The sequence below is a fragment of the Pseudomonas sp. PDM26 genome (genome assembly GCF_019219185.1).
In the GTDB taxonomy this organism is placed as follows: Bacteria; Pseudomonadota; Gammaproteobacteria; order Pseudomonadales; family Pseudomonadaceae; genus Aquipseudomonas.
On the sequence record NZ_JAHUWC010000002.1, the window covers coordinates 550,368 to 565,208 of the forward strand.

Sequence of the window (14,841 nt, forward strand, 5' to 3'; positions counted from 1 at the left end):
GGGAAAGGTCCTCATTCCTTGATGCAATCGACGGTGTAGCACCGCCCACCGCTCTGATCTTCGTGTTGCAATCCGTGCACATCAGCGACGAACCCCGGAAAACTGCTATCGAACGTGCGGGCAAACGACAGGTAATCGATGATCGAGCGGGTCGATTCGGTAAATCGCTCACCCGGCATGATCAACGGAATGCCGGGCGGGTACGGCACCAGCATGACGGCGGCAATCCGCCCGTCCAGCGCATCGATCGACACCGCTTCGACTTCACCCCGCACCAATTGATCATAGGCGTCCGCCGGTTTCATCGCGACTTCCGGCAGTACGGTGTACATGCGCTTGAGGTGCCTGGCGGTAGCATTGCTGCGATAACAGGCATGCAACTGATCGCATAAATCACGCAGGCCCATGTCCTGATAGCGCGCGACATTCTCTTGCGCCACGCAAGGCAGGCAACTGGCCAGACTGACGTTGGCGTCATAGCTGCGCTTGAACTCCAGCAATTCGGTGAGCAGCGTGCTCCACTTGCCCTTGGTGATGCCCATGGAGAACAACACCAGGAACGAATACAGCCCGGTCTTCTCGACCACCAGGCCACGCTCCCAAAGGAACTTGCTGACCACTGCCGCCGGAATCCCGTGCTCGCTGAGGGCGCCACCGGCCGTCAGCCCCGGCATCACCAGCGTGACCTTGATCGGGTCGAGCAGCACATAATCGTCGGTCACGCCGCCAAAGCCGTGCCAGTCGGCATCGGGCTGCAGCAACCAGTCCTCGGTGACGACCCGCTCGATGCCCTCCGCCGACGGCGGTTGCCAGATCGAAAACCACCAGTCATCCGCGGCAATGTGCTGGCGCAAGTTAGCCAGCGCCCGGCGAAAACTCAGGGCTTCGTCGAACATCTCCTGCAACAGAGAACGCCCGGCCGGCCCTTCCATCATCGCCGAAGCCACATCCAGCGAGGCGATGATGCCGTACTGCGGCGAGGTCGAGATGTGCATCATGAACGCTTCGTTGAAGCGATCCCGGTCCAGTTGCCGCGCGCCGCCATCGCGCACGTGAATCATCGACGCCTGACTGAAAGCCGCCAGCAACTTGTGGGTGGAGTGGGTGGTAAACACCAACGGGCTGTCTTCATCACGGGACGTACCCATGCCGTAGCGCCCGGAAAAAAACTCATGAAACGCCGCATAGGCGTACCAGGCCTCGTCGAAGTGCAGCACCTCAACACTGTTGCCCAGTTGCTGCCTGATCAGCTCTGCGTTGTAGCAGAGGCCGTCATAGGTCGAATTGGTCACTACAGCGAGCTTGACCTTCGGCGAACGCCCCTTGGTCAGCGGACTGGCGTCGATCTTGGCCTGGATCGATTCGCGGCTGAACTCGCTCAGGGGAATCGGGCCAATGATCCCCAGTTCATTACGCTCCGGACACAAGTACAGCGGGATCGCGCCGGTCATGATGATCGAGTGCAGCACCGACTTGTGGCAATTGCGATCCACCAGCACCAGGTCATCACGGGCGACCACCGAATGCCAGACAATCTTGTTGGCCGTGGACGTGCCATTGATCACGAAAAAGGTGTGATCGGCGCCGAAATTACGTGCTGCACGGGCCTCGGCTTCAGCCAGGGGACCGGTGTGATCAAGTAAAGAGCCGAGCTCAGGCACCGACACCGAAAGATCCGAGCGCAGGGTATTTTCCCCGAAAAACTGGTGAAACGCCTGCCCGACCGGACTTTTGTGATACGCCACGCCACCGCCGTGACCGGGGGTGTGCCACGAATAGTTGGAATCCGCCGTGTGTTGCACCAACGCTTTGAAAAACGGCGGCAACAGGCCATCGAGGTATTTGCGCGCGGCGCGGGCCACCTGTCGGGCGAGAAAGGGCACCGTGTCTTCAAACAGGTAAAGAATGCCGCGCAACTGATTGAGCTCGGCCATGGCGTCGGCAGGCGCATTTTCCAGGGTCACTGTTTCGCCCAGGGCGAAGATCGGCAGATCCGGTGCACGCACCCGCGCCAGACCAATCAGTTCGGCCATGTTTTGCAATAAATGGGAATGGGCGCTGGCGTCCTCAGAGGCAATCAACATGCAGGACAGGCCATGGTAGGTCGACGCCACCAATCGTCCTTCGGTGTAGTCCACCGCCGAAACGACGCTGAACCCTTCCTGTTCCAGTTCCCGGGCAATTCCCCGCACACGGTCGCCGGCAACGCTGTCGGACTTGATGTCGCGATGGACAATCAGGACCGGGAATTTCAAATCTTTATACATGAGGCTCAGTGTCCTGAGGCGGCAGACCAGAGCCTGCCAATCATCTCAGGGTAGAGTGTTGCAGCGGATGTGGCGAGCGGGATGCACCAACTTGTGGCGACGGGGGATCTTCCCTGTGGCGAGGGAGCTTGCTCCCGCTTGAGTGCGCAGCACTCACAAAATTTGCATTGACTGCAAAAAACCGGGGTCGCTTCGCAACCCAGCGGGAGCAAGCTCCCTCGCCACAAAGAGTACTCAATGGAAATGAGGAACTACGCCTGCGCTTCAGCCTCGACCAACTGCACCCACAACGCCGGAGCACCCGCGGATTTGGCGATGATTTCCAGGCGCGCCGCGTGGCGGGCCAGGTCGTCTTCGCTGGCGCGGATGATGCGCGTCGGCTGGCGATCTGCTGGCAAACGGCGAATCTCGGTGGCCGAATTGTCCGCCCCTTCACCGGAGCCATTGCCATCGGAGGCGTTACCGGCCAGGGACAGACTGGTCTGCCCCCCGGTCATGGTCAGGTAGACGTCGGCGAGAATCTCGGAGTCGAGCAAGGCGCCGTGCAGTTCACGGCCGGAGTTGTCGACGCCATAGCGCTTGCACAAGGCGTCGAGGCTGTTGCGCTGCCCCGGGTGACGTTCCCGGGCCATCATCAGGGTATCGAGGATCGAGCAGTGCTGCGTGATGTCCGCGCGGTCCTGCTGCCCCATCAGGGCGAATTCGTTGTTGATGAAGCCAACGTCGAACGCCGCGTTATGGATGATCAGCTGCGCGCCCTTGATGAACTCGAAGAACTCTTCGGCCACCTCGGCAAAACGCGGCTTGCCCACGAGGAATTCGTTGGTGATGCCGTGGACGCCAATGGCGCCCTCGTCGCTTTCGCGATCGGGTTGCAGGTATACGTGAAAGTGCCGGCCCGTCAGGCGTCGGCCGATCAACTCGACACAGCCGATTTCGATAATCCGGTGGCCGTCGGTCACCGGCATGCCGGTGGTTTCGGTGTCGAGTACAACGGATCTGGTGGCCATCAGTGCTCAGCTCTCAATCGGTCAATCGTGCAAAAACGCGAATATTAACATGCTCGCGGGCCATCGCCATTGCGCTGCTGTGAACACAATCCTTGTAGGAGCTGCCGAAGGCTGCGATCTTTTGATCTGGCTTTTGATTTTTTGCGGCCTGAAAAAGATCAAGATCAAAAGATCGTCCGATCGCGGCCCGAGCCTTCGGCAGCTCCTACGTGAAGTGGGTCAGCCCTGCTTGTACCCGCGCACTTCATCCACGCCACGGTTGGCCAACTGGTCGGCCCGTTCGTTGCCGTGATGGCCGATGTGCCCGCGCACCCATTTCCAGGTGACCTTGTGGCGGTTGACCTGCTCGTCGAGCAACTTCCACAGGTCAGCATTCTTCACCGGCTCCTTCGCCGCGGTTTTCCAGCCGCGCTTCTTCCAGTTGTCCATCCACTCGTTGATGCCTTTCATCACGTACTGGGAGTCGGTCACCAGCAGCACATCGCAGGGACGCTTGAGCTCTTCCAGGCCGCGGATCGCGCCCATCAGCTCCATGCGGTTGTTGGTGGTATTGGCTTCGCCGCCCCAGAGTTCCTTTTCGACGCCCTTGCACACCAGCAGCGCGCCCCAGCCGCCAGGGCCAGGGTTGCCCTTGCAGGCGCCGTCGGTGAACAGTTCTACGCTATCGCTCATGCCAATCTATCCAGAAAATGCGCTGGCCCGCCGATCGCTGATCGACAACGGCCGAAGCCGGGACAGGCCCGGCCGCAAATAAAAAGTATGTATTACGGTTCGATGTTGCGCCGGTTGACCTTGGCCATCGGCAAAGGAATCAGCTTGCCCATCGGCTCGCGCCGCTCCTGACGGACCGGTCGCAGGCCCACCACGATCTTGCGCGCCACCAACAGATAGAAGCCGCCGCCCGACAGTTGCCAGTCACCTGCCTTGCGCTCCCACCCGGCCAGGCGGGTCTGCCATGCCGGTGACGCAAGCGGCGGACGATAGCACCCGAAGCGGCGTTTCTCCAGCGCGAAGCCCAGCAGGTTCAGCCAGTCCGCGACCCGTGACGGCGAAATGCAGCGCGCCTTGCGCAGCGCATCCTGGGCGAATACATGCCGCAGCCCCCAAGTGCTCCAGGGATTGATGCCGATGATCAGCAAATGCCCCCCGGGCCGCACGCTGCTTGCCGCCTCGCGAAGCAGACCGTGAGGCGACAGGCAGAAATCCAGGCCATGCTGCAGCACCACCACGTCGGCAGCATGCTCGCTCAACGGCCAGGCCTGTTCCTCGCAGACGATCTCGACCCCCGGCAACGGCGCGCCAAGGCGCACATTACGCTGCACCTGCGGGGCTGACGGCGGGGTCTGGGCCGAGGGGCCGTAATGCACCAGATAACCACCAAAGAACCGCCCGAGCTCGTCTTCGAGCATGCGCCGCTCTTCGTCCAGCAGAAATTGCCCGATGGGACCGGCCAGCCACTCGCGGGCCGCGCTGATCAACGCCAGCCAGTCAGGATCGGCTTGTGCGAACGCTTTATCAGTCATTGCATTCTCCAACGCGCCAGGAAGTTCTAAGATGCGCCAATGTTTTCCGCTTGGCGAATCCGACGATGATACAGATCACTGCCCTGCCCGCCTTCACCGACAACTACATCTGGTTGTTACAAGACCACGGCAGCAAGCGCTGCGCGGTCGTCGATCCGGGTGATGCCGCCCCCGTGCAGGCCTGGCTCGGTGCCAATCCGGGCTGGGTACTGAGTGATATTTTGATCACTCATCACCATCATGACCACGTCGGCGGCGTCGAGTTGCTGAAAAAAGCGACGGACGCGAAAGTCTATGGTCCGGCCAGCGAAACGATCCCGGCGCGGGACGTTGCGCTCAAGGACAACGACAAGGTCAGTGTGCTCGGCCTGGACTTCGATATCTTCACGGTCCCTGGCCACACCCTGGGGCATATCGCCTATTACCATCACGGCTTGCTGTTCTGCGGCGACACCTTGTTTGCCGCCGGCTGCGGGCGGTTGTTCGAAGGCACGCCACAGCAAATGTACAGCTCGCTGATGCGCCTCGCTGCGTTGCCGGAAGACACACTGGTCTACTGCACCCACGAATATACCCTCAGCAATCTGAAGTTTGCGGCGGCCGTCGAACCGAACAATCAGGGCACCGCCGAGCGCCTGGCCAAAGTTACCCGCCAACGGGAATCCGGGATCATGACGCTGCCGTCGACACTGGCACTGGAAAAGCTCACAAACCCGTTTTTGCGCTCCGGTGAAACATCCGTTAAAGAAAAAGCGGACGAACGGACCGGCACCGATAACTCGGCGCCCGATATGGTTTTTGCTGCTATTCGAGCGTGGAAAGACACGTTCTAAAGGGATCTGGCCAGGTTGCAACAATTCTGAAAGGTTGACCGCGCAGGGTGCCCTTTCTAGAATCGCCCGACATTTTTGCCCGGAACTTACTTCCAGCCAATGTCGTCACCTATTCGCAAAGCCATCAGTTCAGACGCATTGACCCGCTTGGCTCAAGCCATTGCGGTGGCTGTGTCCGCCACCCTGGCGGGCTGTTCCAGCCATGCGCCGCAGACCGATGCGGCGCACGCGCAGAACATCGCCGCGCGCGCCAAGCAGAAGCCGATCTGGCTCAGCGAAAAACCCAGCCCGCAAATTCCGCAGGACGTCTGGGAGCGTATGCGCCAGGGCTTCCAGTTGCAGGACGGGCTGGGCGTCAACCCGCGCATCGAGCAACAGCGCCTTTGGTTCGCCAGCAATCCATCTTTCCTCGAAAACGCCGGCGAACGTGGCAGCCTCTACATTCATTACATCGTCGAACGCCTTGAAGAGCGCAACATGCCGCTGGAACTGGCACTACTGCCAGTGATTGAAAGTGCCTATAACCCGATGGCCTATTCCCGGGCCGACGCGGTGGGTCTTTGGCAATTCATCCCCTCCACCGGGCGTTACTTCAACCTGCGTCAAACCCGTTTCTATGATGGCCGTCGCGACATCACCGCCTCGACCACCGCCGCGATGGATTACCTGAGCCGCCTGCACGACATGTTCAATGGCGACTGGTTGCTGGCCCTGGCGGCCTACAACGCCGGCGAAGGCACCGTCAGCCGGGCCATCGAGCGCAACGAGCGTCTGGGCCTGCCGACCGACTACTGGAACCTGCCGCTGCCCGCCGAAACCCAGGCCTACGTGCCAAAGCTGCTGGCACTCTCGCAAGTGGTGATGGCGCCGGAAGCCTACGGCGTGAACCTCAACCCGATCGCCAACGAACCCTACTTCCAGGTCGTCGAAATCAACCAGCGCATGGACCTGTCCAAAGTTGCTGAAGTCGCCAACATCGATGAAGACGAACTGTTCCAGCTCAACCCGGCCTTCAAGCAGCGCACCACCATCGACGGCCCGCAGCACCTGCTGGTGCCGACGTCCAAGGCGCAACTGCTGACCAGCAGCCTGCAGACCATGCGTCCTGAAGAGTTGATCAGCAAGAAATCGCTCAAGCCGGTCTTCGAAGGTGCCGACGACACTCAGGTCGCCAGCGTCAAGCGCTCCTACCGGGTCAAGCGGGGTGACAACCTCGGCTCCATTGCCAAGGCCAACAACGTTGACGTGAAGGACCTGCAACGCTGGAACAAGCTGACTGGCAAGAACCTCAAGCCCGGCCAGACCCTGGTCATGCAGGACAACAGCAAACGCAGCTCCGGGCGCGTCAACACCGTGATTGCAGCCAATACCAAAAAACAGCAGACCACGTACAAGGTCCAGCAAGGCGACTCGCTGTACATCGTGGCCAAGCGCTTCAACGTGGAGATGCAGCACCTCAAGCGCTGGAACCCGCGTGTCGGCCAGGCGCTGAAGCCCGGTCAGATGTTGACGGTGGCCAATCCGCATTAAAAAAAGCCCCTGAATCCAGGGGCTGTTTTTATCTTCTGTGGCGAGGGAGCTTGCTCCCGCTGGGGTGCGAAGCACCCCTAAAACCTGCATCTCGGTGCCTCAGCACCCCCGCGCGCAATGGTTTTGCGACTGCTTCGCAGTCGAACGGGAGCAAGCTCCCTCGCCACAGGTTTCGTGCTCGACCAAACCTGCCCGCAGCAATTAACCGCTCATTAACCCCCCGTCTTTTTCCTGTCCATACAAGCTGTTACTGTACGGTCCACAAAGCCCAAGCCGCCTGGATCGGATCTCCTATTTGAAGCGTCCCCTGCCCCTGCTCCTGATCAGCCTGGCGTTGAGTTCCACCGCAAGCGCGACGATCAGCGAAAGCCATGGTTATGCGCAATTCGGCACGCTCAAGTACCCGGCCCGATTTACCCACTTCGACTGGGTCAACCCGCAAGCGCCCAAGGGCGGTACGTTGCGGGTCATGGCGTTTGGCACCTTCGATACGCTCAACCCCTACACCTTCAAGGGCACCAGCCCGGTCACCACACCGAACTTCCTGCAATACGGCATCAACGAGCTCAACGAACCGCTGATGGTCGGCACCGGACAGTACGCACCCTCGGGTGATGAGCCCGCATCCAGCTATGGCCTGATTGCCCAGTCCGTGGAGTACAGCGAGGACCGCAGCTGGGTGGTGTTCAACCTGCGCCCCGAAGCACGCTTCCATGACGGTACGCCGATCACTGCCTACGACGTCGCGTTCTCCTATCGCGTGCTGCTCAAGGAAGGCCATCCGCTGTACCGCACCAGCCTTCAGGAAGTGCTGCGGGTCGACATTCTCAACTCGCAGCGAATCCGTTTCGTATTCAAGCGCGCCGGCAATCCGCTACTGATCCTGCGCCTGGGTGAAATGCCGGTGCTGGCGCAGCACTACTGGGAAGGTCGCGACTTCAAGGCCACTACGTTCGAGCCGCCGTTGGGCAGCGGGCCATATCGCATCACGTCGGTCACGCCAGGACGACAGATCGTCTTCGAACGGGTCAAGGATTACTGGGGCAAGGACCTGCCGGTCAATCGCGGCAAGTACAACTTCGACCGCATGGAAGTCGAGTTCTACCGCGACAGCGACGTGGCGTTCGAGGCGTTCAAGGCCGGTGAATTCGACATCTACATCGAGCATCAGGCGAAGAACTGGGACACTGGCTACAACTTCCCGGCCATACGCCGCGGTGACGTGATCAAGGCGCAGATCCCCCACCAGATCCCGACCCAGACCCAGGGCCTGTTCATGAACAGCCGTCGCCCGGCATTCTCGGACGCCAAGGTCCGTGAAGCGCTGGGGCTGATGTTCAACTTTGAATGGACCAGCCGCACGCTGTTCAGCGGCGCCTACCATCGCGCCATGAGCTACTACCCCAACAGCGAGTTCTCGGCCAGCGGTTTGCCGGTCGGACATGAATGGCTGTTGCTCAAGTCCTATCGTGAACAGCTGCCAGCCAGGCTCTTTACCGAGCCGTTCAGTCTGCCGCAGACCGACGGGCACGCCATCCCCCGGGAGACCTTGCGCAAAGCCCTTGGCCTGCTCGCCGAAGCCGGCTGGAAGCTCAGTGGCCAGCGTATGCAAAACGCCACCGGGCAACCCTTGCGGCTGGAGTTGCTGCTGGTCAACCCGAATCTGGAACGCATCCTCCAGCCTTACGTCGAGAACCTGGCCAGCATCGGCATCGATGCGCGGTTGCGCACCGTCGATCGCGCGCAATACAAGCAGCGCCTGGACCAATTCGATTTCGACATGATTCTGATGACCCTCAACCAGACCCTCAGCCCGGGCCTGGAACAGTGGCAGTATTTTCACTCCAGCCAGGCCGGGGTCAAGGGCAGCAAAAACTACGCCGGCATAACCAACCCGGTGGTCGACCATCTGCTCGAGCAGTTGCTGGCCGCCCGGACCCGCGATGAGCAAGTCGCCGCCGGCAAGGCCCTCGACCGCGTGCTGTTGTGGCAGCACTACATCGTTCCCAACTGGTACCTCAATTATCACCGCCTGGCGTACCGCAACCGGCTCGCCTTCGTCACCACGCCGCCCTATACCCTGGGCCTGAACGCGTGGTGGCTGAAATCTTCGGAGAAAGATCAATGAAACCCATCCGCACCCTGCTCTTGCAGGCCAGCGGCCTGTTGTTCGCCGGGCTGGCCTGCGCCGCCCCGCAACATGCCTTGACCCTGTACAACGAGCCACCGAAATACCCGGCCGACTTCAAACACTTCGATTACGTCAATCCCGACGCGCCCAAGGGCGGGATTTTCCGGCAGGCCGGTTTCGGCGGTTTCGACAGCCTCAACCCGTTCATCAGCAAAGGCGTGCCGGCGGACGATATCGGCATGATCTACGACACCCTGGCCAAGCAAGGGCTGGACGAGCCGTTCACCGAGTACGGCCTGATCGCCCGCCTGATCGAGAAAGCCCCGGACAACGCTTGGGTGCGCTTCTACCTGCGCCCCGAAGCACGCTTCCATGACGGCCATCCGGTACGCGCCGAGGACGTGGTGTTCAGCTTCCAGATGCTGACCAAGGACGGCGCGCCGATGTACCGCGGTTACTACAACGACGTGGCCGAAGTGGTCGCCGAAGACCCGCTGACCGTACTGTTCAAGTTCAAGCACACCAACAACCGCGAGCTGCCGCTGATCCTTGGCCAGTTGCCGGTGCTGCCCAAGCATTGGTGGGCCGACCGCGACTTCAACAAGGGCAACCTGGAAATTCCGCTGGGTAGCGGCCCGTACAAGGTCGCCGAAGTGAAGGCCGGACGCTCGGTGCGCTATGAGCGCGTCAAGGATTACTGGGGCAAGGACCTGCCGGTCAATCGGGGTTTCTATAACTTCGACGTGATGACCACCGACTATTACCGCGACAACACCGTGGCCCTGGAAGCGCTCAAGGCCGGGCAGTTCGACTACTGGCTGGAAATGACCGCGAAAAACTGGGCCAACGCCTACAACACTCCGGCGGTCACCGAAGGTCGACTGGTCAAGGAACAGATTCCCAACGGCAACCCGACCGGCATGCAAGGATTCGTCTTCAACCTGCGCCGCCCAGTGTTCCAGGATGTGCGCGTGCGTCAGGCCTTGTCGCTGCTGCTGGACTTCGAATGGACCAACAAGCAACTGTTCAACGGTGCCTATGTGCGTACCCGCAGTTACTTCGAGAACTCGGAAATGGCCGCCACCGGCCTGCCTGATGCCGAACAGGTGGCGATCCTCGAGCCGTTGCGCAGCAAGCTGGCGCCGCAAGTGTTCAGCGAAGCGTTCCAGAACCCGACCACCGACGGCAGCGGCATGATCCGCGCCCAGCAACGGCAAGCCTATCAACTGCTGCAGGAGGCCGGTTGGCGCATCGTCGATGACAAGATGGTCGACGCCACCGGCAAACCGGTGGTCATCGAGTTCCTGTTGGCCCAGACCGAATTCGAACGGGTGCTGCTGCCGTTCAAGCGCAACCTGAGTGATCTGGGCATCGATCTGGTGATCCGCCGGGTCGACGTCTCGCAATACATCAACCGCGTGCGTTCCCGGGACTTCGACATGATCGTCGGCAGCTTCCCGCAGTCCAACTCGCCAGGTAACGAACAGCGGGAATTCTGGATGTCGGACGCCGCCGACAAGCCCGGCAGCCGCAATTCCATGGGCCTGAAAGATCCGGTGGTCGACCAACTGGTCGAGCAACTGATCAACGCCGATTCGCGTAACAGCCTGGTGGCCCACGCCCGCGCGCTGGACCGGGTGCTGCAATGGGGCTATTACGTAATACCCAACTGGCACATCAAGACTTGGCGCGTGGCGTACTGGAACCACATCGGCCATCCAAAGGTCTCGCCTAAATACGACATCGGCACGGCCACCTGGTGGGTCAAGCCGGACATCAAGCCGGCGATAGAAGTCGAAACCACACTGCAGGCCGATCCTGCAGGCACGGAGTAATCAGATGCTGGCGTATATTTTTCGGCGACTGCTACTGATCATTCCGACCCTGTTCGGCATCTTGCTGATCAACTTCGTGATCATCCAGGCCGCCCCGGGCGGGCCGGTGGAGCAGATGATCGCCAAGCTCGAAGGCTTCGAAGGCGCCACCAGCCGCATCGCTGGCGGCGGCGCCGAAGTCTCGGTGGCCGGTTCCGCCTATCGCGGCGCCCAGGGCCTGGACCCGGCGCTGATCAAGGAAATCGAGCACATGTACGGCTTCGACAAATCGGCGCCGGAACGTTTGTGGATCATGGTCAAGAACTATGCATCGCTGGATTTCGGCGACAGCTTCTTCCGCGACGCCAAGGTCATCGACCTGATCAAGGAAAAGATGCCGGTCTCGATCTCCCTCGGACTATGGAGCACGCTGATCATGTACCTGGTGTCGATCCCGCTGGGGATCGCCAAGGCCAAGCGGCACGGCAGCCACTTCGACGTCTGGACCAGTTCGGCGATCATCGTCGGCTACGCGATCCCGGCATTCCTGTTCGCCATCCTGTTGATCGTGGTATTCGCCGGTGGCAGTTACCTCGACTGGTTCCCGTTGCGCGGGCTGACCTCGAACAACTTCGATGAACTGAGCATGGGCGGCAAGATCCTCGACTACTTCTGGCACCTGGCGCTGCCGGTGACCGCACTGGTGATCGGCAACTTCGCGACCATGACCCTGCTGACCAAGAACAGCTTCCTCGACGAAATCAACAAGCAGTACGTGATCACCGCCAGGGCCAAGGGCCTGACCAACCACCGCGTGCTTTACGGCCACGTGTTCCGCAACGCCATGCTGCTGGTGATCGCCGGTTTCCCCTCGGCCCTGATCGGCATCTTCTTCACCGGCTCGTTGCTGGTGGAGGTGATCTTCTCCCTCGACGGCCTCGGCCTGATGAGTTTCGAAGCGGCGATCAACCGTGATTACCCGGTGGTGTTCGGCACGCTGTTCATCTTCACTTTGCTGGGGCTGGTGGTGAAACTGATCGGCGACCTCACCTACACCTTTGTCGATCCGCGTATCGACTTCGAAAGCCGGGAGCATTGAGATGAACCTGTCCCCTCTCAATCGCCGACGCTTCGAACTGTTCAAGGCCAACAAGCGTGGCTGGTGGTCGCTGTGGCTGTTCCTGATCCTGTTTGGCGCAAGCCTGGGCGCCGAGCTGATCGCCAACGACAAGCCGCTGGCGGTGCATTACGACAACAACTGGTACTTCCCGGCGCTCAAGCGTTACCCGGAAACCACCTTCGGTGGCGAATTTCCACTGGAAGCCAATTACAAGAGTCCGTACATCCGCGAACTGCTCAAGGCCAAGGACGCCTGGGTGCTGTGGGCGCCGATTCCCTACAGCTACCAGAGCATCAACTACGACCTGAAAGTCCCGGCCCCGGCCCCGCCCTCGACAGACAACCTGCTGGGCACCGACGATCAGGGCCGCGATGTGCTGGCCCGGGTGATCTACGGCTTCCGCATTTCGGTGCTGTTCGCCCTGACCCTGACCGTGCTCAGTTCGATCATCGGTGTGTTCGCCGGGGCCTTGCAGGGTTTCTATGGTGGCTGGGTGGATCTGGCCGGGCAACGCTTCCTGGAGATCTGGTCCGGGCTGCCGGTGTTGTACCTGCTGATCATCCTCGCCAGTTTCGTGCAACCCAATTTCTGGTGGCTGCTGGGGATCATGCTGCTGTTCTCGTGGATGAGCCTGGTGGACGTGGTACGCGCCGAATTCCTGCGCGGGCGTAACCTGGAATACGTACGCGCCGCCCGCGCCCTGGGCATGCAGAACGGTGCGATCATGTTCCGCCACATTTTGCCCAACGCGATGGTCTCGACCATGACCTTCATGCCGTTCATCCTCACCGGCGCCATCGGCACATTGACCGCCCTGGACTTCCTCGGCTTCGGCCTGCCGGCAGGCAGCCCGTCCCTGGGTGAACTGGTGGCCCAGGGCAAATCCAACCTGCAGGCGCCCTGGCTGGGCATCAGCGCCTTTGCGGTGCTGGCCTTGATGTTGAGTTTGCTGGTGTTCATCGGCGAGTCAGCTCGCGATGCCTTCGACCCGAGGAAGTGAAATGAATCAGCACAATCTGATCGAAGTGCGCAACCTGGCCGTCGATTTTGTCGTCGGCAATCGCTGCCAGCGGGCGGTCGAAGGCGTCAGCTTCGACATCAAGCGCGGTGAAACCCTGGCGTTGGTCGGCGAGAGCGGCTCCGGTAAATCGGTCACCGCACATTCGATCCTGCGCCTGCTACCCTACCCGCTCGCCCGGCACCCGTCCGGCACCATCGAATATTCCGGGCAGAACCTGCTGGACCTGAAAGAAAAAACCATCCGTCACATTCGCGGCAACCGCATTGCGATGATCTTCCAGGAGCCGATGACCTCGCTCAATCCCCTGCACTCGATCGAAAAGCAGATCAACGAGGTGCTGGGCATCCACAAGGGCCTGACCGGCAAGGTCGCGACCAAACGCACCCTGGAGCTGCTGGAGATGGTCGGCATTCCCGAGCCGTACATGCGCCTCAAGGCCCTGCCCCACGAGCTGTCCGGCGGCCAGCGTCAGCGGGTGATGATCGCCATGGCCCTGGCCAACGAGCCGGAACTGCTGATCGCCGATGAGCCGACCACCGCGCTGGACGTGACCGTACAGCTGAAAATCCTCGAATTGCTCAAGGAACTGCAGGCCCGATTAGGCATGGCGCTGCTGCTGATCAGCCACGATTTGAACCTTGTGCGAAGAATTGCGCATCGCGTATGTGTCATGCAGCAAGGTTGCATCGTCGAACAGGCATCGTGCGAAGAGCTGTTCCGCGCGCCGCAGCATCCGTACACTCGGGAACTGCTGGCAGCGGAGCCCGGCGGCAAGCCTGCAAGCAACGTGATCGGCCCGCCGTTGCTGGCGGTCGAGGACCTGAAAGTCTGGTTTCCGATCAAGAAAGGCCTGCTCAAACGCACGGTGGATTACGTCAAAGCGGTCGACGGCATCAATTTCAACCTGCTCCAGGGCCAGACCCTGGGGATCGTGGGCGAAAGCGGTTCCGGCAAATCGACCTTGGGCCTGGCGATATTGCGCTTGATCGCCAGTAAAGGCGCGATTCGTTTTGAAGGCCAGCAGCTAGACTGCCTGACGCAGCAACAGGTCCGGCCGCTGCGGCGGGAGATGCAAGTGGTGTTTCAGGACCCGTTCGGCAGCCTGAGCCCACGGATGTGCGTGAATGACATCGTTGGCGAAGGCCTGCGGATCCACAAGATGGGCACCGGAGCGGAACAGGAACAAGCGATCATTGCAGCACTCAAGGAGGTAGGCCTGGATCCGGAAACCCGGCACCGCTACCCCCACGAATTTTCCGGCGGGCAACGGCAGAGAATCGCCATTGCCCGGGCATTGGTGTTAAAACCGGCGTTGATTTTGCTGGACGAGCCGACTTCGGCCCTCGACCGCACGGTACAACGCCAGGTAGTGGAGCTTTTGCGTTCGCTGCAAACCAAGTACAACCTGACGTATCTGTTTATCAGCCATGACCTGGCTGTGGTGAAAGCGCTGAGCCACCAGTTGATGGTGGTCAAGCATGGCCAAGTGGTCGAACAGGGGGACGCGCAAAGCATTTTTGCCGCCCCCCGACATCCGTATACACAGCAGTTGCTGGAAGCCGCTTTTCTGGCTCCGGCCACTGCGCAATAAC

Annotated in this window: 11 protein-coding genes; 7 read left to right on the plus strand and 4 right to left on the minus strand. The window is 60.8% G+C overall.

Translation table 11 applies throughout. The features are described from left to right. Positions 1-11: 11 nt before the first annotated feature. From KW849_RS06345 to KW849_RS06360, 4 genes are all read right to left on the minus strand, one after another. Entirely contained in the window at positions 12-2,267 is a 2,256-nt protein-coding gene (locus tag KW849_RS06345; protein ID WP_218428612.1) for an Orn/Lys/Arg decarboxylase N-terminal domain-containing protein, read from the minus strand. A gap of 251 nt (positions 2,268-2,518) precedes the next feature. After that, positions 2,519-3,277: a DNA polymerase III subunit epsilon gene (gene dnaQ, locus KW849_RS06350; RefSeq protein ID WP_218428613.1), complete on the minus strand. Its 759-nt coding sequence runs from the start codon at positions 3,275-3,277 to the stop codon at positions 2,519-2,521. Between the two features lie 219 nt (positions 3,278-3,496). After that, positions 3,497-3,949: a ribonuclease HI gene (gene rnhA / locus KW849_RS06355; protein ID WP_108215886.1), complete on the minus strand. Its 453-nt coding sequence runs from the start codon at positions 3,947-3,949 to the stop codon at positions 3,497-3,499. Between the two features lie 92 nt (positions 3,950-4,041). Further along, the gene (locus tag KW849_RS06360) at positions 4,042-4,800 is read right to left on the minus strand and encodes a class I SAM-dependent methyltransferase (RefSeq protein ID WP_218428614.1); all 759 of its coding nucleotides are present in this window, start codon (positions 4,798-4,800) and stop codon (positions 4,042-4,044) included. Positions 4,801-4,865: 65 nt separating this feature from the next. Between KW849_RS06360 and gloB the strand changes: the two genes are divergently transcribed. The 7 genes from gloB to KW849_RS06395 all read left to right on the plus strand — a co-directional run bounded on the left by gloB (position 4,866) and on the right by KW849_RS06395 (position 14,840). After that, positions 4,866-5,633 carry a hydroxyacylglutathione hydrolase gene (gene gloB, locus KW849_RS06365; RefSeq protein WP_218428745.1) on the plus strand — a complete coding sequence of 256 codons (768 nt, stop codon included), beginning with the start codon at positions 4,866-4,868 and terminating at the stop codon, positions 5,631-5,633. Positions 5,634-5,732: 99 nt separating this feature from the next. After that, a complete protein-coding gene (locus KW849_RS06370; RefSeq protein WP_218428615.1) occupies positions 5,733-7,163 on the plus strand; it encodes a transglycosylase SLT domain-containing protein in 1,431 nt (476 codons plus the stop codon). A gap of 307 nt (positions 7,164-7,470) precedes the next feature. Then, on the plus strand, positions 7,471-9,291 hold the full coding sequence (locus KW849_RS06375; protein ID WP_371319115.1) for an extracellular solute-binding protein: 1,821 nt from the start codon (positions 7,471-7,473) through the stop codon (positions 9,289-9,291). After that, positions 9,288-11,129 carry an extracellular solute-binding protein gene (locus tag KW849_RS06380; protein ID WP_218428617.1) on the plus strand — a complete coding sequence of 614 codons (1,842 nt, stop codon included), beginning with the start codon at positions 9,288-9,290 and terminating at the stop codon, positions 11,127-11,129. Before KW849_RS06375 ends, KW849_RS06380 begins: the two co-directional genes overlap by 4 nt. 4 nt (positions 11,130-11,133) lie before the next feature. Then, positions 11,134-12,207, plus strand: a complete 1,074-nt coding sequence (locus KW849_RS06385; RefSeq protein WP_008051869.1) for a microcin C ABC transporter permease YejB — start codon at positions 11,134-11,136, stop codon at positions 12,205-12,207. A 1-nt stretch (position 12,208) separates the two neighbouring features. Further along, the gene (locus KW849_RS06390; RefSeq protein ID WP_108215892.1) at positions 12,209-13,228 is read left to right on the plus strand and encodes an ABC transporter permease; all 1,020 of its coding nucleotides are present in this window, start codon (positions 12,209-12,211) and stop codon (positions 13,226-13,228) included. A gap of 1 nt (position 13,229) precedes the next feature. Next, a complete protein-coding gene (locus tag KW849_RS06395; protein ID WP_218428618.1) occupies positions 13,230-14,840 on the plus strand; it encodes an ABC transporter ATP-binding protein in 1,611 nt (536 codons plus the stop codon). Position 14,841 lies beyond the last annotated feature (1 nt).

Bases quoted from the DNA above. Each gene is read 5' to 3' on its own strand.
- KW849_RS06380 (WP_218428617.1), top strand. From the start codon at position 9,288: ATGAAACCCATCCGCACCCTGCTCTTGCAGGCCAGCGGCCTGTTGTTC.
- dnaQ (WP_218428613.1), bottom strand. From the start codon at position 3,277: ATGGCCACCAGATCCGTTGTACTCGACACCGAAACCACCGGCATGCCG.
- KW849_RS06385 (WP_008051869.1), top strand. From the start codon at position 11,134: ATGCTGGCGTATATTTTTCGGCGACTGCTACTGATCATTCCGACCCTG.
- rnhA (WP_108215886.1), bottom strand. From the start codon at position 3,949: ATGAGCGATAGCGTAGAACTGTTCACCGACGGCGCCTGCAAGGGCAAC.
- KW849_RS06370 (WP_218428615.1), top strand. From the start codon at position 5,733: ATGTCGTCACCTATTCGCAAAGCCATCAGTTCAGACGCATTGACCCGC.
- KW849_RS06360 (WP_218428614.1), bottom strand. From the start codon at position 4,800: ATGACTGATAAAGCGTTCGCACAAGCCGATCCTGACTGGCTGGCGTTG.
- KW849_RS06345 (WP_218428612.1), bottom strand. From the start codon at position 2,267: ATGTATAAAGATTTGAAATTCCCGGTCCTGATTGTCCATCGCGACATC.
- KW849_RS06390 (WP_108215892.1), top strand. From the start codon at position 12,209: ATGAACCTGTCCCCTCTCAATCGCCGACGCTTCGAACTGTTCAAGGCC.
- KW849_RS06395 (WP_218428618.1), top strand. From the start codon at position 13,230: ATGAATCAGCACAATCTGATCGAAGTGCGCAACCTGGCCGTCGATTTT.
- gloB (WP_218428745.1), top strand. From the start codon at position 4,866: ATGATACAGATCACTGCCCTGCCCGCCTTCACCGACAACTACATCTGG.